This is a genomic window from Peptoniphilus sp. HCN-40583 (genome assembly GCF_037892835.1).
Classification (GTDB): domain Bacteria; phylum Bacillota; class Clostridia; order Tissierellales; family Peptoniphilaceae; genus Aedoeadaptatus; species Aedoeadaptatus rachelemmaiella.
Genome location: NZ_JBBKBU010000034.1, coordinates 1 through 26,586, shown reverse-complemented (window position 1 = coordinate 26,586; position 26,586 = coordinate 1). Strand labels below are relative to the sequence as shown.

General features: G+C 51.9%; 23 protein-coding genes and 1 CRISPR repeat array. Of the genes, 3 read left to right on the top strand and 20 right to left on the bottom strand.

What is annotated here, in order from left to right:
• Nucleotides 1-38: 38 nt before the first annotated feature.
• The 5 genes from yaaA to WKT05_RS09625 all read right to left on the bottom strand — a co-directional run bounded on the left by yaaA (nucleotide 39) and on the right by WKT05_RS09625 (nucleotide 3,630).
• Nucleotides 39-743: a peroxide stress protein YaaA gene (yaaA, locus tag WKT05_RS09645; RefSeq protein WP_340413915.1), complete on the bottom strand. Its 705-nt coding sequence runs from the start codon at nucleotides 741-743 to the stop codon at nucleotides 39-41.
• A gap of 14 nt (nucleotides 744-757) precedes the next feature.
• Nucleotides 758-1,174 (bottom strand): DUF523 domain-containing protein, encoded by a 417-nt coding sequence (locus WKT05_RS09640; protein ID WP_340413914.1) that lies wholly within the window; start codon nucleotides 1,172-1,174, stop codon nucleotides 758-760.
• A gap of 149 nt (nucleotides 1,175-1,323) precedes the next feature.
• Complete coding sequence (locus WKT05_RS09635) at nucleotides 1,324-1,881, bottom strand: isochorismatase family protein (protein ID WP_340413913.1); 558 nt, start codon at nucleotides 1,879-1,881, stop codon at nucleotides 1,324-1,326.
• A 12-nt stretch (nucleotides 1,882-1,893) separates the two neighbouring features.
• Nucleotides 1,894-2,361 carry a PaaI family thioesterase gene (locus WKT05_RS09630; protein ID WP_340413912.1) on the bottom strand — a complete coding sequence of 156 codons (468 nt, stop codon included), beginning with the start codon at nucleotides 2,359-2,361 and terminating at the stop codon, nucleotides 1,894-1,896.
• Nucleotides 2,362-2,406: 45 nt separating this feature from the next.
• On the bottom strand, nucleotides 2,407-3,630 hold the full coding sequence (locus tag WKT05_RS09625) for an MFS transporter (protein WP_340413911.1): 1,224 nt from the start codon (nucleotides 3,628-3,630) through the stop codon (nucleotides 2,407-2,409).
• A gap of 127 nt (nucleotides 3,631-3,757) precedes the next feature.
• Here WKT05_RS09625 and WKT05_RS09620 point away from each other — a divergent pair, with 127 nt between their 5' ends.
• Complete coding sequence (locus tag WKT05_RS09620) at nucleotides 3,758-4,702, top strand: AEC family transporter (RefSeq protein ID WP_340413910.1); 945 nt, start codon at nucleotides 3,758-3,760, stop codon at nucleotides 4,700-4,702.
• A 54-nt stretch (nucleotides 4,703-4,756) separates the two neighbouring features.
• On the opposite strand, the gene WKT05_RS09615 is transcribed toward WKT05_RS09620, so the two are convergent.
• Both WKT05_RS09615 and gdhA read right to left on the bottom strand, forming a co-directional pair.
• A complete protein-coding gene (locus WKT05_RS09615) occupies nucleotides 4,757-5,344 on the bottom strand; it encodes an HDIG domain-containing metalloprotein (RefSeq protein WP_340413909.1) in 588 nt (195 codons plus the stop codon).
• A gap of 161 nt (nucleotides 5,345-5,505) precedes the next feature.
• A complete protein-coding gene (gene gdhA / locus WKT05_RS09610; protein WP_340413908.1) occupies nucleotides 5,506-6,852 on the bottom strand; it encodes an NADP-specific glutamate dehydrogenase in 1,347 nt (448 codons plus the stop codon).
• 448 nt (nucleotides 6,853-7,300) lie between these two features.
• Here gdhA and WKT05_RS09605 point away from each other — a divergent pair, with 448 nt between their 5' ends.
• Nucleotides 7,301-8,185 carry an arginine deiminase-related protein gene (locus tag WKT05_RS09605; RefSeq protein WP_340413907.1) on the top strand — a complete coding sequence of 295 codons (885 nt, stop codon included), beginning with the start codon at nucleotides 7,301-7,303 and terminating at the stop codon, nucleotides 8,183-8,185.
• A gap of 84 nt (nucleotides 8,186-8,269) precedes the next feature.
• On the opposite strand, the gene WKT05_RS09600 is transcribed toward WKT05_RS09605, so the two are convergent.
• From WKT05_RS09600 to sdaAB, 3 genes are all read right to left on the bottom strand, one after another.
• A complete protein-coding gene (locus WKT05_RS09600; protein ID WP_340413906.1) occupies nucleotides 8,270-8,749 on the bottom strand; it encodes a DUF4342 domain-containing protein in 480 nt (159 codons plus the stop codon).
• Nucleotides 8,750-8,866: 117 nt separating this feature from the next.
• The gene (sdaAA, locus tag WKT05_RS09595) at nucleotides 8,867-9,739 is read right to left on the bottom strand and encodes an L-serine ammonia-lyase, iron-sulfur-dependent, subunit alpha (protein ID WP_340413905.1); all 873 of its coding nucleotides are present in this window, start codon (nucleotides 9,737-9,739) and stop codon (nucleotides 8,867-8,869) included.
• Nucleotides 9,736-10,425 carry an L-serine ammonia-lyase, iron-sulfur-dependent subunit beta gene (gene sdaAB / locus WKT05_RS09590; protein ID WP_340413904.1) on the bottom strand — a complete coding sequence of 230 codons (690 nt, stop codon included), beginning with the start codon at nucleotides 10,423-10,425 and terminating at the stop codon, nucleotides 9,736-9,738. The genes sdaAA and sdaAB overlap by 4 nt, the downstream gene beginning before the upstream one ends.
• An 83-nt stretch (nucleotides 10,426-10,508) precedes the next feature.
• Here sdaAB and WKT05_RS09585 point away from each other — a divergent pair, with 83 nt between their 5' ends.
• Complete coding sequence (locus tag WKT05_RS09585) at nucleotides 10,509-11,732, top strand: dihydroorotase (RefSeq protein ID WP_340413903.1); 1,224 nt, start codon at nucleotides 10,509-10,511, stop codon at nucleotides 11,730-11,732.
• Between the two features lie 35 nt (nucleotides 11,733-11,767).
• On the opposite strand, the gene WKT05_RS09580 is transcribed toward WKT05_RS09585, so the two are convergent.
• The 10 genes from WKT05_RS09580 to cas3 form a co-directional block, all read right to left on the bottom strand.
• Nucleotides 11,768-12,961, bottom strand: a complete 1,194-nt coding sequence (locus WKT05_RS09580) for an L-lactate MFS transporter (RefSeq protein ID WP_340413902.1) — start codon at nucleotides 12,959-12,961, stop codon at nucleotides 11,768-11,770.
• A 173-nt stretch (nucleotides 12,962-13,134) separates the two neighbouring features.
• Nucleotides 13,135-13,587, bottom strand: a complete 453-nt coding sequence (locus tag WKT05_RS09575) for a VOC family protein (protein ID WP_340413901.1) — start codon at nucleotides 13,585-13,587, stop codon at nucleotides 13,135-13,137.
• Nucleotides 13,588-13,805: 218 nt separating this feature from the next.
• Nucleotides 13,806-14,528, bottom strand: a complete 723-nt coding sequence (locus WKT05_RS09570; protein ID WP_340413900.1) for a hypothetical protein — start codon at nucleotides 14,526-14,528, stop codon at nucleotides 13,806-13,808.
• A 79-nt stretch (nucleotides 14,529-14,607) separates the two neighbouring features.
• Nucleotides 14,608-18,191: direct repeats of the CRISPR family, unit length 32 nt; unit sequence ATTTCAATCCACGCACCCGCGAGGGGTGCGAC.
• A 122-nt stretch (nucleotides 18,192-18,313) separates the two neighbouring features.
• Nucleotides 18,314-18,607, bottom strand: coding sequence for a CRISPR-associated endonuclease Cas2 (cas2, locus tag WKT05_RS09565; RefSeq protein ID WP_215508761.1), 294 nt, complete (start codon nucleotides 18,605-18,607; stop codon nucleotides 18,314-18,316).
• Nucleotides 18,608-19,639 (bottom strand): type I-C CRISPR-associated endonuclease Cas1c, encoded by a 1,032-nt coding sequence (gene cas1c / locus WKT05_RS09560; protein WP_340413899.1) that lies wholly within the window; start codon nucleotides 19,637-19,639, stop codon nucleotides 18,608-18,610.
• Nucleotides 19,636-20,289, bottom strand: a complete 654-nt coding sequence (cas4, locus tag WKT05_RS09555; RefSeq protein ID WP_340413898.1) for a CRISPR-associated protein Cas4 — start codon at nucleotides 20,287-20,289, stop codon at nucleotides 19,636-19,638. The genes cas1c and cas4 overlap by 4 nt, the downstream gene beginning before the upstream one ends.
• A 1-nt stretch (nucleotide 20,290) precedes the next feature.
• Nucleotides 20,291-21,145: a type I-C CRISPR-associated protein Cas7/Csd2 gene (gene cas7c, locus WKT05_RS09550; RefSeq protein WP_340413897.1), complete on the bottom strand. Its 855-nt coding sequence runs from the start codon at nucleotides 21,143-21,145 to the stop codon at nucleotides 20,291-20,293.
• Complete coding sequence (gene cas8c, locus WKT05_RS09545) at nucleotides 21,138-23,042, bottom strand: type I-C CRISPR-associated protein Cas8c/Csd1 (RefSeq protein WP_340413896.1); 1,905 nt, start codon at nucleotides 23,040-23,042, stop codon at nucleotides 21,138-21,140. The genes cas7c and cas8c overlap by 8 nt, the downstream gene beginning before the upstream one ends.
• Before the next feature lie 12 nt (nucleotides 23,043-23,054).
• Nucleotides 23,055-23,759 (bottom strand): type I-C CRISPR-associated protein Cas5c, encoded by a 705-nt coding sequence (gene cas5c / locus WKT05_RS09540; RefSeq protein WP_340413895.1) that lies wholly within the window; start codon nucleotides 23,757-23,759, stop codon nucleotides 23,055-23,057.
• 164 nt (nucleotides 23,760-23,923) lie between these two features.
• Entirely contained in the window at nucleotides 23,924-26,467 is a 2,544-nt protein-coding gene (gene cas3, locus WKT05_RS09535) for a CRISPR-associated helicase Cas3' (RefSeq protein WP_340413894.1), read from the bottom strand.
• Between the last annotated feature and the right edge of the window lie 119 nt (nucleotides 26,468-26,586).

The window sequence follows — 26,586 nt, the reverse complement described above, 5'->3', positions numbered from 1 at the left end:
ACCGCATCGTGCGGTCTTTTTCTTTGATAAGCTTCCCCTCACCTCGTATAAACATAGCGGCCTTCCTCATCAAGTGGAAGGAAATGAAAGCCGTCGCAGTGAAAGGCGGCGAAGGTTTTTTCTTCGAAGGATTCCACGCTTATAAGGTGGGCCGCCAGTTGGCCACGGAGTTTTTTGCAGGTGGCGGAGGGGGCGCGCTTGTTCATACTCGGATCCGTGTAAAATTCCACGTCGATCCACCGGGCCACTTGCTTTTTGTCGATACGCTCGGAAAATTCCTTGGAGGCCAAATTGTAGATGCGACAACCGGCCAGTTTGTCGGTGAAGTTTTTCTTCTGCAAGCTTTTCAATGACTCGCCATCCACGTTCAGGCTTTTGGTGAAATCCAGCCGGTAGGGATTAATGGGCGCATCGGGGGCGATGGGGCCGTAAAGGGCGGAAAGAATCCGCACCCTGTCCCGTGCAAAGGGCGAGAGAAGGATCTCCCGATCCATTTGGCGAAAGGCAAGGCCCCGATAGGTGTCCGCCGCCGCTTTCGCCGTGGGAAGCTCCGCCTTTTGGGTGGCGTCGTAGATGATTCGCGCCTGCTCCCCGCTCAGTTGCAGTTGCGCCGCCAGCGCTTCCAGGCTCATGCGTTGCAAAGCGTGCAGAATTTTTTTCGCTGCCTCGTCCAAAGCGGGCAGTTGATCGCCGAGGGCAAAGTCCATTTCTTTGCTCGGCGAGAGGATCAATAGGCTTTTCATCGGACTCCTTTCCTTTACAAATCTTCCACGTCTATGGCTCTTATGCCTTCTTCCTCTACCATGGCGGCAAAGACGCCTTTTCCCTTTACCAAATGCCCGGTGAAGGTGCCGTCGTAGATTTCTTTCACGCCGCAGGACGGGCTGCGGGACTGCAGAATCGCGAGTTCCGCCCCGGCATCTTTTATTTTTTTCAGCGCCGCCCGGGCGCCTGTGCGAAATTCCGCATCCACGGAGCGGCCGCCTTTTTGCAGTACCACGCCGCCTACGATTTCGGCGGGATCCCTGGGCGTGGGCAGGCCGCCCATGACTTCGGGGCAGACGGCGACCACGGTGTGGTCCTTTACATAGTCCTTAAGCTTGTTTGATTCATTGTTTCCGCCGTTGTATTTGCAGTTTTCGCCAAGCAAACAGGCGCTCACGCCGATAATCATCTTCGCTCCCTTTCTGCGTATTTTTTCTTCATTCGTTCTTTATCTATTCATATCCTATTGGCCCGGCCCTTACGCCCTTTTTTGCATAAGAAAAGCATCCCTCAGGATGCTTTATAGGGTTGCCGGCGTCCGGGGTTTTTACGCTGATATCAGTCTTCCAAAATCGGAATTTTCCGCTTTTTCAAATCGGCCAGATTTTTTTCGTGGTCTTTTTCGTCCACGTAGGCGACGCCGGGAAGGTAAAGGGCGGCGTTCAGGCCCTCTTCCCGAAGGCCCAAAAGGGTTTCGCGAACGCAGTATTCGCTGGCGAAGCCGGCTACAAGGATGTCGCCTGTGACGAAATCTTTCAGCACGTCGCCGGCAGCGTTGGTCCCCAAACAACCGGAGTATTCTTCCACGTCGTCGCGACGGCCTTTTTTAAAGGTGTTTTTGTCATTGGGCCGGGCGCCTTCTCGCGACAGGGTGTAAAAGCCTTGGTAGAGACCGGCGCCTTCGGTATTTTCTACGCAGTGCACGGGCCAAATGCCGCCGTTTTTTTCGAAACTACCGTTGGTGGGGCTGTGCCAGTCCGCCGTGTAGACCACGGCCATGTTCGGGTTGCTTTCGATCAATTCCACGAGATGCTTCAATGCCTCATCGCTCCCCTTGCAGGCCAAAGAGCCCGAAATAAAATCCACCTGTGCATCCACAATAATCAATGTTTTCATGCTTCGCCCCTTCTACATATTGTCCTTCACGGCCACGGCCACCATGTGGGCCTCGGCCCGCACGTCCCCCGCCGCTTCCATGACCATGTCCACCAACACTTTCCGCTCGCCGATTTCCTTCGCCGTGGCGGTAATGGTAACGGGGCTTTCCATGGGCACGGGCTTTTTAAAGTCGATGGACAGATGGGCCGTAATGAAGCGGCCGATGACCGTATCTTTCGTAAGCTCGAGGCCCTTGTCTCGATGCTTGAAATAGGCCGCGGAGGCCGTGCCGTGGCAGTCGAAGAGCATGGCGATCATGCCGCCGAAAAGATTTTTCGGCACGCCGCCGGTGTATTCCTTCCCCGGCATAAAAGTGCAGATACATTCGTCCCCGGCGGGATAGGATTTTAAGTGCAGGCCTCCGTCGTTTTTCGGGCCGCAACCCCAACAGTGTTGAAACCGCTCGCCGTAGGTTTCCTGAATCGCCAATTTATCCATAATACGCTCCTTATCTTTGCAAGTTTGTGCTTCATCAACTTATTTTTACCCCTTCGCCGAAGATTCCATCGCCTTTCCCGCCAAATAAAAGAGGGGCGCCGCGGCCAATTGGGCGGCCACGGAAACGGCGATCATCAACCCCAAATTCACGTCGTAGAGGCTGCCTAAAAGCCAGCTGCCCATAAACCAAAAGACGCCGAAGGCACATTCGAAGAGGCCGTAGCCCGTGGCCCGGGCGGACTTTTCCACCATGGTGGCCACAGCGGCTTTGAGCACGGATTCCTGGGCCCCCATGCCAACGCCCCAAAGGGCGACGCCGAGGAGCAAAAGAGGCAGGGACTCGGCGTAAAAAACGAGAATGGCGAAGGGCGCGGCCACCACCGTGGCGACGACCAACGCCCCGACGCCTTTCTTGTCGAAAAGGTTGCCGAAAATGAGGGCCGCCGCCGCATCCACCAACATGGCTCCCGCGTAAATCAGGGGCAGGGTGTCCGTGGTGATGGCATCGCCGTAAAGGCCCATGTGCTTCGTCACGTGCATTAAAATCAGGGCGTAGTCCATAAAGCCGAAGGCGAAGAGGCTGATCCCCGCCGTGTAAATCTTAAAGGAGCGCTTCAGCTTCATGGGCGCATAGACCGTCTTTCCCCCTTCGAATTCTTCCGGATTCGGAAATTTTCGCTTCGTGGCCAAAAGCAAAATCAAGGTCATGGCGCCGGGCACGGCCAAGACGGCGAAGGCCGCGGAATAAAGCTCGGCCTTGGGCAGTCCCGACTTTGCGCTCATGACGGCAAAGAGGAGCACCGGCCCCGAAAAGGCCCCGATTTGATCCAGCACTTCCTGAATGGCGAAGCTCCTCCCGGCCCATTCCCGGCTCGCGGCAAAAGACATAATCGTATCCTTCGCCGGCTTCTTAAAGGCCTTGCCCATGCGCTGAATAATCAAAAGCGCCGAGGCGGCCACCCAGCCGTGCTCGCCCACGAGCGCCAGAGCCGGCACCGCGAGAATGTCCAGCACATAGCCCCCGATGACCATGGGCCAATACTTTCCCGTCCTGTCCGTGATGGCGCCGAAGACGTAGCGCATGGCGTAGCCCACCAGTTCCCCGAAGCCCGAGACGAAGCCGATGGTGGCGGCGGAGGCCCCGAGGAAGGAGAGATAGGCCCCCCGCATGCTGGCGGCCCCTTCGTGGGTCATGTCCGAAAATAAACTGACCATGCCGAACATGAGGATAAAGGTCATGGCCGGCGAGAGCGTGCGACTTTTTTTCACGATCATCTTCCTTTCTTTTCCCATCATAGACCAAGGACATGGCGCGCACAAGGCGGCTAAAAAAATGCACCATTTCGGCGGATTTTACATTTGAATCCGATTCTTTTATAATCAAATGGGGGTACTTATGACACATTTTTTACTCGGCATCAACATTATTTTTCCCATCTTCTTCGTTCTTTTCGTGGGCTACGGCGCTAAAGAAAAGGGCTTTTTAGACGAGGCCTTCGTAAAGAAAGCCACCTGGATCGTCTTCTACCTGGCCCTGCCCTTGAAGCTTTTCGATAATATGCGCACCGCCACCATTCGCGCCCTCAACGTGCCCTATGTGGCCTATATTCTTTTAGGCATCTCCATCATCTTTTTCGGCACCTGGTTTTTCGCCCGCCTTTTTATTAAAGACCCGAAAAAACTCTCTTCCTTTGTTCACTGCGCCTTTCGCTCCAATTTCGTTTACGTGGGCTTTCCCATTTTAGACGCACTCTTCACCACGCCCTCGGCGGAGCACGTGATGATCATCATCGCCTTCGGCCTCACCCTCTACAATATTTACGCCATTTTTCTACTCACCTACTACAGCGAAGACCCGGACGCGAAAGTGCGCCCCGCCGCCATCGCCTTGAAGGTGTTGAAAAACCCCATGATCATCGGCATCTTAACGGGCCTTGTCTTTAACTTTCTACATATTCCCGTCTACAAAGGCCTCACCGACGGCATGAACCTCCTCGCCCGCCTGTCCACCCCCCTGTCTCTGCTGCTTATCGGCGCAAGCCTGGACTTCTCGTCCCTTAAAGACGACTTGGTCCTTATCTTTGCAGCCGCATCCATTCGCACCGTCCTCACGCCCCTTGCCCTCGTGCCCCTGGGGATCTTGATGGGCATGGGCAAAGTGGAACTGGGGGTCGCCTACGTCTTTTGGTCCACCCCCTGCGCCATTAACTGCTTTATCTTCGCTCGGGAAATGGGCTCCGACTACCAACTGGCCTCGAAAATCATTACGGCGAGCTTCCTCCTCGCCATCATCACCTACCCCATCGGCATCGGCGTACTTCAGCTCGTCGGCATCTTATAATGCGCCACGCAAAAAGGCCCCTTGATTTTTCAAGGCGCCTTCTTTTTTTTGCTTTTATTTTTCGATTAAGGTGGCGAGCTGCTCGGCTACGGCTTCTTCCGTTTCCGCCATGGCGGCCATGGTGCGGGTAAGGAGGTCGTCCGTCTCCCAGCCCAGCATATCCGCGCCGCGAAGGATGGTGTCTCGGTCCACGCCGGCTGCAAATTTCTTGTCTTTGAATTTTTTCTTTAAGCTCTTTAGCTTCATGTCCTGCACGGAGCCCGAGGGCCGCATAATGGCGTAGGCGTAAATCAAGCCAGTGAGCTCATCGGTGGCGTAAAGCACTTTTTCCATGGTGTGCTCCGGCTCCACGTCGGCACAGATGCCGAAGCCGTGGCTCACAATGGCGCGGGTGAGTGCTTCCGGTGCGTCGATTTCCGCCAAGAGCTCCGGCGCCTTTTTGCAGTGTTCCTCGGGAAACTGCTCGTAATCCACGTCGTGTAAAAGGCCCGCCACGGCCCAGAAGTCCGCCTCATCCTCGTAGCCCAGTTCCCGTGCGAAGGATGCCATCACTTCTTTTACGGTGAGGGCGTGGCGCAGGTGAAAGGGATCGGTATTGTATTTCATAAGCAGATTCAGTGCGTCTTTTTCATTTACATTCACTTCCTATTCCCCCTTTTTTCTCTCGTACCCGCTTTTTCCGATAAGAATCTTTTTGAAATTATGCCCGCCACTCATAACATACAAAAAGACCGCGTAGGTCGTACGCGATCTTTTGTAGTCATTTTATTCTTTTACGAAAAGAGTACTGCTCTTTTTGTATTCTAGAATACACCTTGTGCCATCATGGCGTCTGCTAAGCGAACGAAACCGGCAATGTTAGCGCCTGCTACGAGGTTGTAGCCTAAGCCGTATTTTTCAGCTGCTTCGACGGACATCTTGTAGATGTTGTCCATGATCATGTGAAGTTGTTTGTCAACTTCTTCTGCGGGCCAGCTCAGACGAGCACTGTTTTGGCTCATTTCAAGAGCGGAACCTGCAACACCACCGGCGTTAACAGCCTTGGAAGGAGCAACGACCTTAACGTTTTCGATGAGGTAGTTCAAAGCTTCGTTGGTGGTAGGCATGTTAGCTACTTCGATGTAGTATTCTACGCCTTTTTTAACCATGGCTTTTGCTTCTTCGATGGTGATTTCGTTTTGGTAAGCAGCCGGCATAGCGATGTCGTATTCTGCGTTGATCCAGGGTTTTTCACCGGGGAAGAAGTCTACGCCGAATTTGTCTGCGTAGTCTTGAACCTTGTCGCGACCGGAAGCACGCATTTCGAGCATGTAGTTAACTTTTTCTTCGGTGTTGATACCGTCTTTATCGTAGATGTATCCGTCGGGACCTGCGATGGTAACGACTTTACCGCCCAGTTGTTGAACTTTCTTGCAGATACCCCAAGATACGTTACCGAAACCGGAAACAGCGATCTTCTTGTCTTTGATGTCTTCGCCGAAGTGATCGAGGACGTTTAAGAGGTAGTAAACTGCGCCGTAGCCGGTAGCTTCGGGACGTACGCGGGAACCACCGAAGCTGAAGCCTTTACCGGTGAAGGTACCGTTTTCGAATTTAGCTTTTAAGTGGCGATATTGACCGTACATGAAGCCAACTTCTCTTGCGCCAACGCCCATGTCACCTGCCGGAACGTCGGTGTCGGGCCCGATGTAGTGATAAAGGGTGCTGATAAAGCTTTGGCAGAAACGCATGATTTCGTCGTCACTTCTACCGCGGGGGTCGAAGTCACTGCCGCCCTTGCCGCCGCCGATGGGGAGGCCGGTCATGGAGTTCTTGAAGCATTGTTCGAAGCCGAGGAACTTAATAACGGATTGGTTAACGGTGGGATGGAAGCGGATACCGCCCTTGTACGGCCCAAGCGCCCCGTTAAATTGGCAACGGTAGCCAATGTTGGTGTGGTATTGACCTTCGTCGTCTTGCCATACAACGCGGAAGCTGAAGAGACGTTCCGGTTCAACCATGCGGCCTAAAAGGTCTACGCGTTCGTATTCCGGATGTTGATCAATAACCGGTTTTAAAGAACCTAATACTTCTTCTACGGTTTGGCAGAATTCAGGTTCGCTGGCGTGTCTTTCTTTGACACGTTCGATTACACTTTCAAGATAGCTCATACAATATTCCTCCTTAAAGAAAATGAGTTGGCTTAATGCCTCGTTAGAAGAGCAAAGGCTTTCCCTTTCGGGAAATAAAAAATGCGGTGACTATTTGCCACGTGAGAACGCCCTCGCTCCAACGTATTCATCATAACACAAGGCAATTGAAATTTCCATGGTGGTTTAGAAAATATCAATCCCCAAAGCAGCCTGAATCCGTGTTATTTCACGGGTTTCAAACGGATCTTGGCAATTTGATTCATTTATCCGTGCTTTTTTAACCGTTCTTTTCGTGTGGTTTTTACGAGAATGCAAAAAACGCAAAAGCTTTTCACGCTTTCGTCTGCGGACTTTCTTCTCCGAAAAGCCATAAGACCCTTTTCCCCCACGCCCTCTGGGCAAGGGCCGCCATCTGTTGTAAAATAGACGGGATGTAAATGTTATGTAGCAGATGAAAGGAGTGCCTATGATTGCTCGTAAGGTCATAATGGTTCGCCCCTCGGCGTTTCGTTTTAATATGGAAACCGCCGCAGACAATGTCTATCAAATTAACGACACGACCCGCACGGCCCGCGAGGTGCAGGATCGGGCGAACGAGGAGTTTTCCGCCGTGGTTCGCGCCCTTGAGGAAGCCGGTGTGCAGGTGGATGTCTTGCACGATAAGGGCGACGACACGCCGGATTCTATTTTTCCCAACAATATTTTCGTCACTTTCCCAGACAAGCTTTTCATCGCCCCCATGTACAGCGAAAACCGGCGGCGGGAGTTTCCCAAGCTGAAGGATCAGTTGGACGCCCTGCTTAATTTTTCCGCGCTGGATGTGACGGATTTTCGCGATAAAAATTTCGGTGTGCTGGAGGGCACGGGCTCCGTGGTTTTGGATCGCAAGGAAATGGTCGCCTACGGCTGCCTCTCCAAGCGCTGCGAAGAAGAGGCTTTTCTCGCTTTTTGCGACACCTACGGCTTTAAGCCTCTGCCTTTTAAGGCCCGCCAACACGACGCGGCGGTGTATCACACCAATGTGATTTTGTCTGTGGCGGACGATTTCGCCGTGGTGGCGGCCGAGCTTCTCACGGAAAATAAAGAGGGGCTCATGGATCAATTGCGCGCCACGAAAAAGACGGTCATCGAGCTGACCGGCGAGCAAATCGATCACTTCTGCGGCAATTGCCTGGAGCTTATGGGCGATGAAAAGCTCTACCTAATGAGCGAAGAGGCCTACGAACACTTCACCGACGAGCAGATCGCGCAGATCGAAGCCACCCACCGAATCATCCACGTGCCTTTGGATGTGATCTCCACCTACGGCGGCGGAAGCATGCGCTGCATTTTGGCGGAAAATTACTGTTAAGCGAACGCGTCACCGAAATCGGTGGCGTGTTTTTTTCGGCTTTCCGCCCACAAAAAAAGCAGCACCCGAAGGCGCTGCTCTTTTTTACCGCATGCGGTGTTTGTTGGTAATATAATCTTTCACGTTGATGACTTTTCCGTCGTCCAGATAGATGTAGAATTCCCAGCGGCTGATGATGCCGATGCCCACGCCCATGAGGGCCGCAACCGGTGCGATGACCGTCCAGATGGCGCCTAGGTTCATGGAGACGTTTAAGATCACTTCGTCTTTTTCGTCCATGACCACGAGCTTGGTGGCATTGCCTTTTTCCCAGAATTCTTTCACGGCGTCGATGACTTCTTCGCCGAAATTGGAAATGGTGTCGGAAATGTCTTCCGCTTTTGTCTTTTTATCGTCTTTGAAGCTGAAGCTTTCTTTCTCTTCGCCTTCGGCTTTTTCTTCGCCCATAAGCAAGCGAATGGCTTTGTCTACGTCGCCGTCGGCGGTAAGCAGGGCTTCACGAACTTCGCCGTAGCTCGCCCCGGTAACGGAAATCACGTAATCGATTTTTTCCATAGTAATCATAAATCATGGCCTCCTTGTTGTCGGAATTGTTTTCTTGTTCTTATTGTACCCGAAAGGCCGTGGGAAAAAAGGACGAGGCGACATTGTTTTACCTTTCTTTACCAAAGGTTAGATTTATTAACCGAAGATTTTCCCGCAAAGGGTTTTGGCCGTATCCGTGCCGGCCAAGCCGCCGATTCCCGTTTCGCGGAGGGAGGCGGGCATGGCGTCGCCCACTTCTTTCATGGCCTTGCAGACTTCATCAAAGGGCACGATGCTGTAGGTGCCGGCGAGGGCCATGTCGGCGCTGACCCGGGCATTGGAGACGCCGGATGCGTTTCTGAAGGTGCAGGGGTATTGAACCAAGCCGCCCAAGGGGTCGCAGACCAGGCCCAAAATGTTCACGATGGCAATGGATGCCGCATTTAAACAGGTTTCCACGTCGCCGCCGTAAAGCTGCGCCAGGGCCGCCGCCGCCATGGAAGAGGCCGCGCCGCATTCCGCTTGACATCCCCCTTCACTTCCGGCGAAGGTGCCGTAGCCGGCGATAAATTGGCCGATGCCGATGGATGTCAAAAGAGCTTCCACCAATTCGTCGTCGGAGGCGTCGATGTCTTCCGCCGCCGTCACCAACGCCGCCGGCACGATGCCGCAGCTGCCCGCCGTGGGTGCCGCCACGATGACGTCCATCTCGGCGTTGGATTCAAAGGTGGAAAAGGCCCGTGCCATGGCCCGCAGGGTTTTTTCGTCGGTGACGAATTGCTTGCCGCTCTTTGAATATTCCCAGGTCTTTTTCCCGAAGTCCTTAATTAAATCGTGTTTTAAATTCGTGCCCGATTCCAAGGTGCGGGACGTAGATTCCTTCATAATGGCCAGCATGTGGTGCAGTTCGTTTAAAATAGCGGCCTTTTTTTCCTCGTTGCCCTTGGATTCTTCTTCCAACACGTAATCTGAAATCTTCCAGTCTTTTTCTCGGCATAATTCAATTAATGCCTTTGCCGTTTTTATCATGACCGTCTCCTTTCCATGGGTTTAATAATATCCACGTATTTCGCAAATTCAAAGCGGGGATCTTTGAGGATCGGCTCCAAAATGGCGGGATCCACGGAATGGGTAATTTCCGTCACCAAAGTCACCGTGTCGTCGATTTTGTTGGTGACCATGGTTTCGATGTTGTAGTCGTTGTTTGTTAAGATAGAAGAAACCAGGGCGATGACCCCTTTTTGTTCCTGATATTGTAAAATAAGGGTAGGGTATTGATTCTTAAAGGCCACTTCGATGTCGTTAATGGCCACGATTAAAATATTCCCCCCGCCGATGGAAGAGCCGGTGACGGACAAATGGCCGCCGTTGTCGTAGAAGAACACAATTTCTACGGAGTTGGGGTGGCGATCCCCTAAATCCGTTTCCACGAATTCATAGGACAATCCCTTTTCCTCAGCAATTTTAAAACTGTCTCTCAGCTGTTCGTCGTCGGGCAGAATGCCCAGGATGCCGCCGACCAGGGCCATGTCCGTGCCGTGACCGCGGTAGGTCGAGGCAAAGGAGCCGTGGAGATTGAAGCGCACCTTGTGAAAGGGGCTGTCTCCGCTAATGGCCAATGCGGCGTTGCCGATCTTGCAGGCGCCCGCCGTGTGGGAGCTTGAGGGCCCCACCATAATGGGACCGACCACGTCAAATGCTTTGTATTTTTTCATAATCCACCTCTATTCGTTATTCTATACTTACCCCGTTTGCGACTGGATTCTATCATCGATTCGCAGGCTTATTAGGAGGAGCCATGGCTACACTTACCGTAAACAATGTTCGCATCATCGATCCCGTATTAAATCGCAATGAAACCGCCACCCTCACCGCATTCGTGGAAGGCCCGGACAGGACCATGGACGGCGCGGGCCTCATGGCCTTTCCCGCCTTTGTGGACGTGCACGTCCACTTAAGGGACCCGGGCTTTACGGAAAAAGAAACCTTGGAAACCGGCGCCGCGGCGGCTCTGCACGGCGGCTTCGGCCACATACTGGCCATGGCCAATACGAAACCCGTCATGACCGGCGATGCTATCGCAGGTTTCTACGCCCGGGCAAAGGCGCTTCCCCTTCACACCTATACCGTGAGCGCTCTCACGAAAGACTTAAAGGGCGAGGTGCTCGTGGACATGGAAGAGGCGGCGCGACTCAGGGCCGTGGGCTTTTCCGACGACGGCTTTCCCGTGGATAATATGGATCTTCTGAAAGAAGGCCTCCTGCGGGCCAAGGCCTTGGATCTGCCCATTAGCCTTCACGAAGAGGACCCCGCCTATGTGAAAAACCCGGGCGTCGACAGCCGCTTTGCCCCCGCCTTCGATCTCGCAGGCGCCGAGGCCATGGCGGAATACAGCCTTTCTGCCAGGGACCTTTCTCTGGCCCACTACCTGGGCGCCAAGCTTGACATTCAGCACATTTCCTGCGCCCTTACCGCCCGGCTTGTGGCCGCCTTCGCCGCATCGGGGGCGAAGGTCCTCGGGGAGATCACGCCCCACCACCTGACCATGACAGGAGACGATGTGAAGACCTACGGCACCTTGGCGAAAATGAACCCGCCTCTGCGCACGGCGGCGGACGCATCGGATCTTGCGACATTTATCGGCCACGAAAATTTCTGCATCGCCACGGACCACGCCCCCCACACGTCGGCAGAAAAAAACAGGCCCCTGAAAGAGGCCCCGTCGGGCATCACCGGCCTTGAGACCGCCTTTGCGCTCCTCTACACAGAGCTGGTGCTAAAGGATAAATGCAGACTGGAAGACCTTATCGCCGCCATGACGAAAATCCCGGCGGATTTTTACAAGCTGCCCCACAAAGGTGTCGCCGGCGGCGAATTCGTGCTCTTCGATCCCGAAGGCGAAACAACTGTGGATGAACCATTTTTCCGCGGCAAGAGCCACAATTCCCCCCTCCTGGGAAAAACATTGAGGGGCAAAATAAAAGGCATTTGCGTGAAAGGCAAATACCATGCATTTGAATAAGCAATAAAAAAGGTGTGCGCCGTGCACACCTTTATTTATTCACTTGCCTTTTTCTTTTGAAATTTTTGAAAACCGAGCATCAGGGCCAGGCCCACAAGATTCAGCGCCGCCGCGATGAAAAACGCGGGGCCGTAGTCGCCGGCATTGGCCTGTTTCGCCGAAGCGGCGAGGACGGGGCCGATCACTGCGGCAATGCCCACGGCGGCAAACATATAGCCGTAATTGCTTCCGTTAAAGGTGGCACCCCAATTTTCCACGGTAATCCCCGGGAAAATACCGAGAAAACCGCCGTAACACAGGGCGATAAGCACGATGCCCGTTACGGAGATCACCGGCGAAATATTTAAATACATGAGCAGCATCCCCACGGTGGACACGGCAAACATCATGCTTACCACCGGGTAGCGTCCGAAGCGGTCGGACATGGAGCCCCAGAAAATCCGACCCAAGGTGTTGGACAGACTCACGATGGAAACCACCGCCGTGGCCATGGCCAAGGGATAGCCGATGTGCTCCTGCGAAATAGGCGAGGCGTGACCGATAATCATCATGCCGCTAATGCCGCCGATGGCATAAATTACCCACAACACCCAGAAGCGGCCCATGCGAAGCATTTCCGAGGGACGCTTGTCGCCTTCGGGAATCGCCCCTTGCGCCTGTTTTTCCTTCGGTCCCACCAAAAGCAGGGACGCGGCGCAAATAATGATCAAAATGGCGATGCCCAAATAGCGGAAAGCGTGCAACACGCCGAAGGAGCGAATCAACGCCGCCGCAATGGGCGCAAAGACCACGGCACCGGAGCCGAAGCCCGCCGCATTCAGCCCGCTGGCGAGGCCCCGCTTGTCCGGGAACAAAGCCACCGTCGTCGCCGTGGTGCAGCCATAGGCCATGCCGATTCCCGCCCCGGCCACCAAGCCGTAAGACAGGTAAAGCCAACCCAAGCTCGTCGTAAACGAAGTTAAAATAAAACCTAAACCATACAACAAACCGCCGACGAAGGTAATCCGCCGCGGCCCCTTCTTATCCTGCAGCGGCCCGAACAAAATCATGCCCACCGGCCCCATGCCGAAAGAAATACTAAAAGCGATGGTCGCCTGCGCGTGCGTGAAACCAAACAACTCCACCAAAGGCCCCTGGAACACGCTCCACGCGTAACCTGCCCCGAGGCATAAATTGATTACCACGCAGGCGGCGAGCACCAACCAACGATTGTGCGTCTTTATAGTCACTTCCTCTCTATGTTTGTTAAAAAAAATGTGTAGTCCTTGATAGTCTAATATATTTTCCCCCGAAGGGCAAGGAATATAAAAGGCCCCGCGACGGAAAACCCAAGGACAAACGACAAAAGCCCCATAAAAAAACAGAGAAAGGCCGCCCGGCCCCGCTCTGTTCCTTCAATCGCCTAAAGAGGTTGCATCATCTCCAAAATAATTCCGTCGGGATCTTTAAAATAAAAGGCCTTGCTTTTTCCGAAGCCCTGGTCCGTAAAATCGAAAGCCACCGGCGGCGACAAACAATCCACGCCCTTTGAAAGAAGCCTTTCGTAAACGGCATCAATGGCGTCGGTATAAAAACACAGCTCCGAAATCGACGGCGCAAATAAACCCGGAGCCTCCTTTTCAGCAGCGTCGCCGACAAACTGAATCAGCTCCACCGGCGGCGCCTCCACGTGGCGGGAACCATTTAAATAAGCCACCCTCACCTTGCAATCCTTCCTTTGAAACAGCGCGTCCGTAGCATCCCCGGTCATGACCATCTCCCCTTGATAGGTAAGGCCGAGAACATCGCGATAAAAAGCAACGGATCGATCCAAATCCGATACCGTAAGGCCCACGTGATAAATCCTTCCGATCATAAGAAACCTCCTATATCCCTTACCAAAGACCAGGCAAGGGATCTTCTTAGTTATGTTTATCTTAAGTGTAGTCTAATCGAAACCACATGAAGAGGCTTATGGGAGAAAGCGACGTAAGGTCTGTAAGCGATGGGCTTGATTTTATTCAAAGCGACATGGTTCTAAAACACCGGCAACCTGATTAAAGTCATCGACCGCCTTTTTCCCGACTGAACATTTTATTTCGTCCCATTGGTTTCCTTCAAAATAATTATATAAACCCTTTCGAGACCGATGGGCACGGAGCTTTCCGGTTCCGCATTTTTTATTTCGCCGCCGAAATAAACCACCACCGTCTTTCCCTCAAGGCCTTCCGTGCTGACAAATCCATCCTTCCCGTGATCTAAATTTTCAATGGGCAAGGCGATGGGCTTGGTCAATCGCGCCTTAAAATAAAACCCATCGTCCACCTCCGTCGCCTGGACGAGAAGGGAATCCTCTTCCGCGTGTATGACCTTCGCCGTAAAATGGGCAACCCATTTGGGAATCCTATCGCCGTCGTTCTTTAGGTTCAGGTCCTTAAACAAAATCCACCGATTGTTCAATCGAACATTCATATAGCCCTTCTCCCATAATTGGTAGTCATAGCCTGTGCCGAAATTCGATTGATCGTCCCTTACGGGCTTCTTGGTTCCGTCGACGGCGGTTTTTATTTTGCCGTCTGCCGTGCCGCAGGTGGCCATGGCATTTTCATAGCCCGTGTCCACGTAAACGACCCCCGCCACCTTGACCATGGGCGGATAATTATGTTCTGCCTTTTCGTTATCTCCCGGCTTTTCGGCAGCCATACCGGCGGGAGCACGCTCCTTACCTGAATTTGTAGTTTCACTTGTGTCGGCCTTCGTACACGCGACGGAAAAAGCTGCGACAAGGACCAGGATAAGGGAAAGAATTCTTTTCATGTGCGCCTCCTGCATAGTATTCATTCTCGTACACGCAAGGGATGAGGGTGTTTTCTACTTCCGATAATGTCTATTTATGATTTCGATCCACGCACCCGCGAGGGGTGCGACTACCCAATGCGCCCTTCGCGGCTCTGATTGCGCCTATTTCAATCCACGCACCCGCGAGGGGTGCGACACACTGATAAACGCCTACAACCGGGCAATCAGCGAATTTCAATCCACGCACCCGCGAGGGGTGCGACCCGGTGGATTCGTGGCACTTGGGGCGCATGGAGTGATTTCAATCCACGCACCCGCGAGGGGTGCGACAACACTCTGCGCTATCGCGTCAGAGCCAGAAACTATATTTCAATCCACGCACCCGCGAGGGGTGCGACCCATTGAGATCATGTCGTATGAACATTTAACGCTCATTTCAATCCACGCACCCGCAAGGGGTGCGACTTGATGTAGTCTTCTTTCTCGTCCCGGTCCTTCCCTTATTTCAATCCACGCACCCGCGAGGGGTGCGACTATATGTGTACCGGGATTTTTCCGGCTTAGGCAGATTTCAATCCACGCACCCGCGAGGGGTGCGACCCACCCCCAAAAGCAAGTTACCAGCAAGTTACTAATTTCAATCCACGCACCCGCGAGGGGTGCGACCGGGACCATGGAATGTCCGAACTGCAGGAGCCGCTTTGACATTTCAATCCACGCACCCGCGAGGGGTGCGACCTTTAACTACTTTAACGTATTTTCCTTTTTCGGAATTTCAATCCACGCACCCGCGAGGGGTGCGACAACTACACAACAGGAGGTATAAAATGTTTGACAAATTTCAATCCACGCACCCGCGAGGGGTGCGACTAATGTGCCTAAAAGTATCATGTTTCCTGTAAACAATTTCAATCCACGCACCCGCGAGGGGTGCGACTGATCGCTGTATTTTTTCGGAGTATGTGGCTCTTTTATTTCAATCCACGCACCCGCGAGGGGTGCGACCAATCGCTCCGTCAAGCTTTCCTTCGTATCCTGAAATTTCAATCCACGCACCCGCGAGGGGTGCGACACGACGACGGAAACGACGACGGAATCTGAGACCGTATTTCAATCCACGCACCCGCGAGGGGTGCGACGGCCCAGTAGCGATAAGCTCCGTCGGGCCCGGCGGTAATTTCAATCCACGCACCCGCGAGGGGTGCGACTGACCGAATATCAAATTCTTCTTGCATGGATCCCTTATTTCAATCCACGCACCCGCGAGGGGTGCGACTCAAGCGATATAATAAAGACAAGATAAAGGTAAGGATTTCAATCCACGCACCCGCGAGGGGTGCGACCCCACCCCGCCAAAGGAGACTCCAAGGACACAAAAAAATTTCAATCCACGCACCCGCGAGGGGTGCGACGCCTTTAAAGTTTATGGAAATGAGATTTATTTGCACATTTCAATCCACGCACCCGCGAGGGGTGCGACTGGACCAATGTCGGGCGCGTAAAAGGCGAGAAAGGCATTTCAATCCACGCACCCGCGAGGGGTGCGACCAAGAGCGTCTACATTTTCTTGTGGTTGCGAGAGATTTCAATCCACGCACCCGCGAGGGGTGCGACTAACTTTTAAGTTCTCAACCCATGCGTATTCATCATTTCAATCCACGCACCCGCGAGGGGTGCGACCAGTATCCATGTAGGAGGAGCGGGAGCGCTGCGCCATTTCAATCCACGCACCCGCGAGGGGTGCGACGCACCACCTGCTTATCGTCCACAAAGTAGTGGGCGATTTCAATCCACGCACCCGCGAGGGGTGCGACGGCTGCACTTTTAAAGATGGAACATCTTTAACTAAAATTTCAATCCACGCACCCGCGAGGGGTGCGACCCGATCGACAATAGCGACGTGCCTTTTTAGGAGGAATTTCAATCCACGCACCCGCGAGGGGTGCGACGCGACGCCTTTATTCCCGCTCACATTGTAAGGGTAATTTCAATCCACGCACCCGCGAGGGGTGCGACCACGACCGCTTCGACGGCAACGTGTTCCAAGAGGATTTCAATCCACGCACCCGCGAGGGGTGCGACGGATTTTAAAATAATAGGGCCGGCCATTATATTCATTTCAATCCACGCACCCGCGAGGGGTGCGACCTATATATCTATAATCTTGGCCCCCAGTCCGTGAATATTTCAATCCACGCACCCGCGAGGGGTGCGACTACTGACAAAGGAGGTTTGGGCAATGGCCAAACAAAATTTCAATCCACGCACCCGCGAGGGGTGCGACCGAGAAATGATCTTGGGCGGGCGCGTCGTCTTCCTATTTCAATCCACGCACCCGCGAGGGGTGCGACTAACTGGATTGGCGGCTGGAAATCGTGGGGGAATCATTTCAATCCACGCACCCGCGAGGGGTGCGACCGTAGCTAATAACGCAGTCAAAACCTATCTGCGAATTTCAATCCACGCACCCGCGAGGGGTGCGACAATGTAACCCTTTACAGAGATTTTCCCGTCGAATAATTTCAATCCACGCACCCGCGAGGGGTGCGACCCTTTTTGTTTTGGCAGAAAGCATCCACAGGCCTATTTCAATCCACGCACCCGCGAGGGGTGCGACGCGCCAAATCGCCGATATTAATGTGTTGCTTGTCAAATTTCAATCCACGCACCCGCGAGGGGTGCGACTTTGCGTTTGCGTTGTCCGCGTACTTAATCATACATTTCAATCCACGCACCCGCGAGGGGTGCGACGAAGATGAGTATGACAAAATCATATCATCGGCATCATTTCAATCCACGCACCCGCGAGGGGTGCGACTTTTTTGCCGCCTTCGTCCATAAATGTTAGGACTATTTCAATCCACGCACCCGCGAGGGGTGCGACTTCATATGAGCCACTTCGTATTCTGCAAGACTACATTTCAATCCACGCACCCGCGAGGGGTGCGACTCAATTGTGAAATAGACAAGTTAGTAGAGCTAAAAATTTCAATCCACGCACCCGCGAGGGGTGCGACGATGTCGGTGGACGAATTACTTCGTCGGGCATCGATTTCAATCCACGCACCCGCGAGGGGTGCGACAAAGGGAACAAGCCACTTTGACAGGTTTGAAGTCATTTCAATCCACGCACCCGCGAGGGGTGCGACAGGAGTGGCTCTCCAAATATTGCACAAATGCCGCATTTCAATCCACGCACCCGCGAGGGGTGCGACAGGCGAGACTAAGTATTATACGTTTGTGACGGTAATTTCAATCCACGCACCCGCGAGGGGTGCGACCTTATCGAGAAGATCAGCGATCTTTGCATCTGTAAAATTTCAATCCACGCACCCGCGAGGGGTGCGACAATAAATTGGTTTGAGGTTTGGAGGTATTATTTATATTTCAATCCACGCACCCGCGAGGGGTGCGACCTCAGTCGATTGGTTTAGAGCCGAGTTGGAGATATTTCAATCCACGCACCCGCGAGGGGTGCGACTCTTGCCCTGGTTCCTTAGTTCTCGGCAATACCCATTTCAATCCACGCACCCGCGAGGGGTGCGACGGTACAGGGGGCAGACGTTCCGACTTGGAAAGACTTATTTCAATCCACGCACCCGCGAGGGGTGCGACTTTGATGCATGCCTTGCTCAGTCCTTTTGTAATTATTTCAATCCACGCACCCGCGAGGGGTGCGACTGTATTTTTTAGCCCTTTTCCGGGCTTTTTTCATACAGCTAAGTCATTTTTAAGCGTTTTGTCGCTTTTTTCCGGGCTTTTTTGTGAGGCGGTCTCGGCGCTTTTCTGTTCAGCTCAACCTCTCAAAGCATCAGTAGGTCTGATTCGGGGTTGTAGCTATCATCCAATCCCATGGTCTCGACCCGCCGCTCCCAATGTTTTCCCAGGTTGTAGATTCGTATGGAATCTTTCTTTGGCTCAATTATACCATTTAATTTGGATTTGACGGTCACCAAGGTTGCAGGATCAATGTTGAGCTCAAAGACGGAATTCTGTACGCGTTGGCCGTAATCCGTGCACACTTTTGCCACTTGCCTCAGGCGCTTTCGCCCTTGAGGGGTGACGGTTTCCACGTCGTAGGTGAGTAGTATTTGCATTTAACCTCCCATCATAAATGGCGGATAGGCCTCAATGTCTTCGCGCAGGTAGGCGTTCAATAATTGTGCCTGCACATGGGGCAAGAGACCCAGTTTGATTTTTTCTTCTGTAAAAGGATGAGTGATTTCTTCTTGCCCGCGTTTGTTCCACTGGTTGAGGGCAATTTCTCTTCCTTTGTCGTTTAGCAGGCAGGCGCCGTTCTCTTTCACTTCGAAGTGGCGTTTGTCAATGCGATTCAGATTTACTAAGGAGAGACAGAATTTATCTACGACAAAGGCGCGCATCTCTTCGATCATGTCCAGCGCCATGCTGACTCGCCCCGGTCGATCGGTATGGAAAAAACCGGCGTAAGCATCGATGCCAACACCTTCTAAGGCTGCCGCCGTTTCGTTGGCCAGTATGGCGTAGAAAAAGGAGAGCAGGGCGTTAAACCGATCCATGGGCGGCCGCTTGCTTCGTTCGATGAAGTAAAAATCGTCTCGTTGTTTCACGATGAGCTCGTCCAAGACGGAAAAGTAGAGGCGGGCAATGACCCCTTCCATGCCCCGCAGACTGTCTTTATCGTTACAGGTTTTAATCTCCGCCATCCAGGTTTTCATGGCGTCGATGGCTTCTTGCACACGTTCGGAATCCAGGGTTTCTTTGTGGTCCAACCAGCCTCGAATCAACACTTTCCGCGAATTGTAGGCTTTTGCATAGATCATGTTTCTGGCCACATCGATGGAAGTCTCGGATTCTGCCAAGCGGTACTGTTTCTTGCGGGTGTGAATGTTTCCGAAGGAAGCGCCTACGACTCTGCCGCAGTATTTGCCGTAGGGGGTAAAGAAGGTGATGGGCACGTGCTCTTCCATGCAGAGTTTCATTAAGTCCGGGCTCACGCCCATGTAGTTGAAACAGACGATTTGCCGCAGGATGTGAATGGGAAAGCGGCCCATGCGTTTCCCCTCCAGGGTCACCACCACATTGAGTCCTTCTTTTCGCAGGTAATAGTCCGGATTGGTGACGTATAGGACGTTCAGGAGTTTTTTCATAGTTCCGCCTCGTAAATGTATCGTTGGACGTTTTTTGCTTTTTTGGTAAGCCGCGGGCGACAGTCGTCGTAGAGGGAGCATTGGGTGCAGTTTCTAAAGAATTCCGCTTTGGGAATTTCCTGCTTCTCGTAGCAATCGTGCATGGCAAGAGCCGTCTCAGCGACTAGCCCACGCAGCTCCGGGGTGTAGATTACTTTTTCACGGGAATCCGACTCGTGATAATGAAGATAGCCGTAACTCATGTGCACGTGCATAGTCTCTTCAACGCAGATGGCCTGTGCCATAAGCTGAGCCTCGTCGTAGTTGCCTTTTTTCTTTTTGCCTCGCTTGTATTCCACGACGATGGGCATCCATTTCCCTTTTCGCCCTTTTAAAAGAACGCCTTCTTCTCCCTCATGAAATTCAATGGCGTCGAGGCGACCGGAAAGTCCCAATGTCTTGGAACTGACGTCCATTGCCCGGGAAATGATCCGATCTTTTCTTTTTTCTTTGATGAAAGGCTGATCGACTTTCTCATGAATCAGCTGGCCTTCGGTTGTGTAGCTGTTTTCGCTCCACACTTGCTCCACATGGATCAGGGCCCACTGGCGCTTGCAGAATAAAAAGTGCTGAATGCCGCTTAACATGAGAAAGTCGTCTTCTCGATACATTTTAGAGCCCCGTGAAATGTTCGACGCTTAATCCTTCTTCTTCGAATGCTTTTAATTTTTCTTCGTCCAATCGGAAGTTGTAGTCTTCGTAGCGGCGCTTCATGGTGCCTACGCCAAGTTCGTCGTGTAAAAGCAGGTCTTTAATCTTGCCGCTGGATACATCGCCGACTTTCGACGAATGATTGAACCAATAAATGTCCTTTACTTCCATGGAACCGTCCGGCCGGGCGGCGGAAACGTCGTTGACGAAGAGGGTGCGAATGCATTCTTTAAGAACATTCAGGTCTTCTTCGTTGAATCCGGTCTTTTCGGCCAAATAGCTGTTCACGCTGCCGTTGACCACGTAAACGCCCCAATCCACGTAATGCTTGCTTCCCATGGTGTCGGCACTTCGAGTTTTTCCCGGGCCCGGATCCATGCCGCTGACGCTCTTGGTGATTTGCATTGTGGTCGTTTCGATGGGATCCACGGATTTTCCTATAGAAATGCTGACGGGGCCGCGAATGCCCAGGGCACGTTTTTGATAGGTAAAAACTTGGCCGAATGCGCGAATATCCATCCATTTTTCGTTGGCTTGCTGTGCTACCTCTTCATCGGAGGCTTCTTTCTTGAAGTTGGCCTCAAAGCGCTTTTGTAGTGATGTGAAGCCGTCGTCACACCGTTCCGCCGCTTTCACGAAGATGGCGTGGTCCATGTCCTGCATGCGGTTTCTGATTTTCCGCTTCAAGCACACATCGCTGATTTCGCCGTAGCCTCTGCCGTCGATGCGAGGCATGTTTCCCGTCAGGGGATCACCGTTGGGATTGGCTCCTTCCACTTCGATGGTAAAGATAAAGTCGACTTTATGGTTAATCATGATCTACCTCCTCGGTTTCTTTTACGTCTTTGTTTTTCCCGGAATAAAAAGCTTGTCTTTGAGCCTCGTAGCCAAAAATGAATCCGTAGTCCAAGGGTCGGTTCACTTCCACTGAATCCATATCGTAGCTGTCATGGAGCATATTGGTGGCTTCTTGAATCTCGCGCGTCGCATTAAAATACGCCATTCGCTTTAGTGCTTCGTCGCTTCTTTCCAACTTCCGCTCATAGGGTTTAATTAAATTTCTTAAGCGCAACATCATGGTCGCCGGCTTATTGGTGTAGCTGGTCCACATTTTTTCTGCATTGGTGCTTCGTCCGTCTTTTTCGCCGAAGGTACTCTCCTCTAAGTACTCGAATGAAGCCAGCAAGCGACCGAATAAGTAGGATCGATCGGTGTTTTCTCGATTTAGCATAGCGTCTTTAATCCCTCCCTTATCTTTTAACACGGCCAAGGCGCAAAACAGCACTTCCATCCACGTCTTGTCGTAGTTTTGTCGGTGACGAATGTTCACGGCCAAGGCTTTTTCGAAATTTCGTGGCACGGCGCGCCCTTCCACAAGAGCCGTTACGATGTTTTGGTACTGATTTTTCAGAAAATCATTTTTTGCTATTTCTAACATCCCGTCCCGCTCCACGCCATAGGCGGCCAGTACTATGCGCCTCGGGCTCGGCGTAAACTCCTTGCCCCGATTTTCATTGCTGAAACCGCGCCAGTGGTACTTTTCCTGCCACGCTACCAGATTTTCTTTTAAGCGGGATGCACTCAAAGACCGAAAATACTTGGCGGCCACACGCCCGTTGCTGATCTTGTCGAAAATGGCGATGTAATAGGTTGCATCATCAGAAAACAGGCGCTTGCCGTTGGTAAAGGACTTGACGATGTCTTCTGTCATTTCATCGGCGACCATGGATGCATCCGACTTTTCTTGCTTCAAGGCCAGCAGGCGGTTTTTAACAGAAGATGCCACTTCCGCGGATTTCGTCGGATTAAATTCCGCCGCGTTGGAGAGATCGTCGGAAAACCAGCTCACCATATTGGCCTGCTCGCCGAGCCAGCGCCGCGTTCCTTGTCCCGAAAGTAAGTACTTGGCCATGAGATGAATCTTTTGACTCGTTTCCATGCCTATTTTTATGCTCTGATCCGCCGTCGTAAAACGGCCGCGGTAGTTTTCGTCATTGGCGGTAATTTGCGACACCAAACGAGCTGTACCAATCAAAGGTTGATGCTTGATACAAAGGTAATCTTCCTTACCGCTTAAATTGCAAATGATCTTTTCCTTTGCCGGATCTTGGGCATTTTGGTATTCCACATAGTCTTTGTAACGCTCCTGCAACACGATATTTTCACTTACGGAGATATTCTTCATGCCCTCATAATTTTCGATGGAGAAGGTGAAGAAAACTTTCTCGAAGTCGATGGACGGCGCGCTCTTTTTTGATTTTTTCTCTTCGTCTTCTTCGGAATCCTTTAGCTTCTTTTTTACCGCATCGAGCATGCCCGGCTTCTTCAAAAAATCTCGAATGATTTTCACGTAATCGTTTGCATCGTAGGCCAACCAGTTTTCCATTTGTTCAATATAGGCGGCGCTTCGCTTTTCGCCGTCTTGAATCACGTAGGAAGCGGAATCTACCAACGGGTGGGGCGCTACGCCGCTGCTTCTGGCGACGGAATCTTCCGTGACGGGAAATTGAATCGTTTCTCCATCGGGGAGAACGCGGGCTTCCAATAGGATGCTTTCTTTGCTCAAGAGAAGCTCGATGATATTCTTGCCGTTGGATTTCATGGAATTGTAGTACATCGGCAACAAGGTATTGCCGAAGTGATCGGACTTTCCCACCATATCGTGCTCTAAAGCGTAATCGTAGGAATCCAGTAAGGCTGTCAATAAACTCATGTCTCACCTCCTTTAATAGTCTTCCAGTTCTTCGTCTACGGTCTTTGTCAGCGTCGGCACTTTAAAATCGTAATTTCGGACGTCCCGCAAGATACCCTTGCCTTTTAGTGCATTGTAGTCGATGCGGCCATTTTTCATGTTGATTGGCACGTATACGGCTTGAAGCATGCCGCCCGGTTCCGTGGGATAGATAAATTCATTGAACATAAGCCCGAAGCCCAAGGTCTTGTCGTCGTAATAGCCCGGATCGTTTTCGTATTGCTCTACCTTCAACTCCTCAATGTAGCCGGCGCACTCGCTTGTGCCGAGAAAGATCGGTCGTCTGCCGCCTCGCTTCAGGGAGCGAGCCGTAATGGCTTCGTGTTTGTTGAAGTTGCGATCGCCTTTTAGATCGTCTCGCGTTTCATTCCACTCGAAGTGAAATTTAATGTAATAACATACGTCTTGAAGATAGGTGTATGCACTGAGATCACTAGCGTAATTTTTTAGTAAGAGCCGCGTGCCTTGCGTGTAAGACTCGATCTTGTGCATGATTCTGACTTCGTCCACCACATTTTTTAAGACGGGCTTAAAGTAGTTGCCATCGACGATGCCGCGAAGCATTTCCCGAGTGGGCACCATGGCGCTCATCTTCTCTCCTCCACTCTTACTTTCAGGAGACGTGATCAACGCACGATCGCCATAGACTTTCGCGTAGAAAAACTTTGATTGATTCATCGGTTCACCTCCTTTCATATTCATATTATTATAAAGTAATTCAGAGTGTCAAGCTTGAATCGATTAGACGAAATCTACATCCATCTGATATACTGAAAACATCAGCTGATGCTGCGGATTGAAAGATATTTTTATAGAGAGAGGCCGTTACGGCCTTTTTTTATTTACATCATAATTCCCCCCTCATAATCCAAATTTAATCCAAAATCCTTGTCGTAAAATTCCTTGGGTAGGACCTGCACCATGCCGTCTAAAATCGACTCACAAACATTCGTCGCTTTTTTCGGCAAAGGCACGGTATAGCGCGCGAGGCTGCGAATCATTTGGCGCGCCTCTTTTAGCGCCTTCGGGTCGAAGCGCGCGGAGCCCATTTCCATGTCCCGCAGGCGGTTGACGGCTTCCTCCGTTTCCTTACATAAAACCACCGCCACGTCTTGCGCCTCGTCGATGAGCTCAAATGCTTCATAGGCTTCTTTAAAGGACTGAAAAAAGTTGATGACCTTGCCGTCTTCCAGAAGGACGCCGCCGTCTAAGGATGCGGCGCCGGGAGTGGATTTCAGCAAAATGTCTTTTTTCATGAGATTTTCCGAAAGCAGCTCAAAGACGGGAGATAGGGCATCCTTTTTTAAGTTGGCGTAGAGTTTTTCGAAATACGGAGAAATAAAATTCTCTATGGCGATTTCTCCTTCCTCGTCTCTTAAAATCAAGTAGCTCGCCAACTTTCTTTCGCCCATGCCCTTCAGCGGCGCGATGTTTTCTTCTCGCCGATCCATGTTCACCACATAGGTGTAGGCCTCTTTGCGCTTGCCTTCTCGATTGCAGCGGCCTCTGGCCTGCACGATGGAGTCGATGCCGGTGAGGGAGCGCACCACCATGGCGAAATCCGCATCCACCCCAGCCTCGATGAGCTGGGTACTTACGACGCAAATGGGATCGTCCGTCTCAAGTCGCGTCTTGATCTCGCGGATTCGCGCCAGGCGATCCGCAGCCGTTAGATTCGTGGTGAGATAATAAAGATCCTTCGCATCCATGGCGCACGCCAATCGATCGTAAAGGTCGCGCACCGCCGCCTTGGTATTTAGAATTACCAAGCGCGATGTTTCCTCTTTCGATAGAACGAAGGCCGCTACATCGTCGAGGGATTGTTCCTCGTCGATTTTTCCCAAGAGGGCCACCTTCGCCCGTTCAAAACTTTTTTTGTCTTCTTCGGCCACCGCGACCAGCGCGGTGTTTTTTTGATTTTCGTCCCCATAATCCAGGCGATGCTTCAAACTCATGGATCCGTAGGCGGGCTGGGTCGCCGTGGATAAAACCACGGTGGTGTTCATAACCGCCTTCATGAAATTCAATGCCAGATTCATCATGTAGAGCACATCCGTCGGCAAGGATTGCAGCTCGTCTAAAACCACCACCCCATTCACGAAGGATTTAAAGCGGGTAAGGTTGGCGGACTTCCCCTTAAACAGGGTGTTGAAAAATTGCACCATGGTGGTAAGCACCACCGGGGAAGCCCAATCGCCCAGCAAAAATTGGCGCTGCACCGCCTTGATGGAATCCTGTTTTTCATCGGTTACACCGCGAGATGTTTCATCTTCCTCATCCTCCACCACATTGGAGTGATGTTCCAAGACCTGATCCTCATGGCCCAAGGTTTTTTTCATGGTCTCGGCATTTTGTTCCAGTACGGAGAGATAGGAGGTGATGTAGAAGAAACGCCGCTTTTTCCGATACTTCATTTGGTTCACGCCGTAGCGCAGAGAAAGCAGGGTCTTCCCCGCCCCGGTAGGCAGATCCAATGTGTAAATCCCGCTATCATCCGCTTTAGAGCGGGCCAATATGGCTTCGGCAATGACCGCCCGACCGCGCGCGATGCCATCTTTCGGCGGGCCGTAGGCGGCGTAGGCGGCGAGAATGCGCGCCTCGAAATCCTCGATAAGCGCGCGAAGAGCCGCCTCGTCTTCCTCTTCTATGACGGTGTCGTAGGAATTGATCGTGTCTTTTATATCGGCGGATTTTAACATGCTCACCACCAGGCGCGCCAACATCCCGCGGTAAAAGCTCATGGCTTCGTTCACATCGTCGCTACTCCTCTCAGCCAAAGCCTTTAATTTTTCTACCAGGCTTATGTATTCGTCAAAGCCTTCCGCAAAAAGTTTTTTAAGATCAATGCCCTCCCTTTTCCAATGCTCTTGAAAAGCATCCCGGTCTTTTTCAAATTCCGGAGACACCCTCTCCCTTTCCGCCCGTTCAAAGGACGTGTAGACATAGCGATTCTCCCGGTTCTGACGAACCATATCGTAGGGACCATGGTGAGACATAATGGCATAGGTCAAAAGATGAACATAATCGTTAAAGGCGATGAGTACATGGATGTCCTCGTTAATATTTTTGATGAACGGCGCAAACGCCTTATCTATCTCCCCACCTTCAAGACCGCAATACACCTCATCTAAAAAGCACAGTGTCAAAAGGCCGCCGTAAGTGGAATGGTCTACGTGATCCTTTGAATTGGTTCTGATTTTATTTTGGAAACTCGACTTTGCCTTTCCGCAATCATGGAGTAGACCCACGTAAAAAAGCATTTTCTCCATGGCTACTTCTTTTCCCATGCGGCCGCACTGCGCTGCCGTGTGGTACAGGTGGTCGTGGAGGGTTTGTCTTCTCGATGGTTCTTTCTGATCGATGTGGGCGTACAGATTGTCGAACATAAAAACCTCCTCGTCTTTTTGTATTTAGTATATACTCAGATGCGGCGAAAGGCAAACATATATTCTTTTATTTTTTGGTCTTTTATTCTCCCCACAAAAAAAGACGCCCTTAGGCGTCT

Excerpts from the sequence above, each read along its gene's own strand:
- WKT05_RS09600 (WP_340413906.1), bottom strand. The coding sequence starts at position 8,749 with ATGATTACTATGGAAAAAATCGATTACGTGATTTCCGTTACCGGGGCG.
- WKT05_RS09585 (WP_340413903.1), top strand. The coding sequence starts at position 10,509 with ATGGCTACACTTACCGTAAACAATGTTCGCATCATCGATCCCGTATTA.
- cas7c (WP_340413897.1), bottom strand. The coding sequence starts at position 21,145 with ATGATTAACCATAAAGTCGACTTTATCTTTACCATCGAAGTGGAAGGA.
- cas3 (WP_340413894.1), bottom strand. The coding sequence starts at position 26,467 with ATGTTCGACAATCTGTACGCCCACATCGATCAGAAAGAACCATCGAGA.
- cas8c (WP_340413896.1), bottom strand. The coding sequence starts at position 23,042 with ATGAGTTTATTGACAGCCTTACTGGATTCCTACGATTACGCTTTAGAG.
- WKT05_RS09570 (WP_340413900.1), bottom strand. The coding sequence starts at position 14,528 with ATGAAAAGAATTCTTTCCCTTATCCTGGTCCTTGTCGCAGCTTTTTCC.
- WKT05_RS09635 (WP_340413913.1), bottom strand. The coding sequence starts at position 1,881 with ATGAAAACATTGATTATTGTGGATGCACAGGTGGATTTTATTTCGGGC.
- cas5c (WP_340413895.1), bottom strand. The coding sequence starts at position 23,759 with ATGAATCAATCAAAGTTTTTCTACGCGAAAGTCTATGGCGATCGTGCG.
- yaaA (WP_340413915.1), bottom strand. The coding sequence starts at position 743 with ATGAAAAGCCTATTGATCCTCTCGCCGAGCAAAGAAATGGACTTTGCC.
- sdaAB (WP_340413904.1), bottom strand. The coding sequence starts at position 10,425 with ATGAAAAAATACAAAGCATTTGACGTGGTCGGTCCCATTATGGTGGGG.
- WKT05_RS09640 (WP_340413914.1), bottom strand. The coding sequence starts at position 1,174 with ATGATTATCGGCGTGAGCGCCTGTTTGCTTGGCGAAAACTGCAAATAC.
- WKT05_RS09605 (WP_340413907.1), top strand. The coding sequence starts at position 7,301 with ATGATTGCTCGTAAGGTCATAATGGTTCGCCCCTCGGCGTTTCGTTTT.
- WKT05_RS09630 (WP_340413912.1), bottom strand. The coding sequence starts at position 2,361 with ATGGATAAATTGGCGATTCAGGAAACCTACGGCGAGCGGTTTCAACAC.
- WKT05_RS09620 (WP_340413910.1), top strand. The coding sequence starts at position 3,758 with ATGACACATTTTTTACTCGGCATCAACATTATTTTTCCCATCTTCTTC.
- cas4 (WP_340413898.1), bottom strand. The coding sequence starts at position 20,289 with ATGTATCGAGAAGACGACTTTCTCATGTTAAGCGGCATTCAGCACTTT.
- sdaAA (WP_340413905.1), bottom strand. The coding sequence starts at position 9,739 with ATGATAAAAACGGCAAAGGCATTAATTGAATTATGCCGAGAAAAAGAC.
- cas2 (WP_215508761.1), bottom strand. The coding sequence starts at position 18,607 with ATGCAAATACTACTCACCTACGACGTGGAAACCGTCACCCCTCAAGGG.
- WKT05_RS09575 (WP_340413901.1), bottom strand. The coding sequence starts at position 13,587 with ATGATCGGAAGGATTTATCACGTGGGCCTTACGGTATCGGATTTGGAT.
- gdhA (WP_340413908.1), bottom strand. The coding sequence starts at position 6,852 with ATGAGCTATCTTGAAAGTGTAATCGAACGTGTCAAAGAAAGACACGCC.
- cas1c (WP_340413899.1), bottom strand. The coding sequence starts at position 19,639 with ATGAAAAAACTCCTGAACGTCCTATACGTCACCAATCCGGACTATTAC.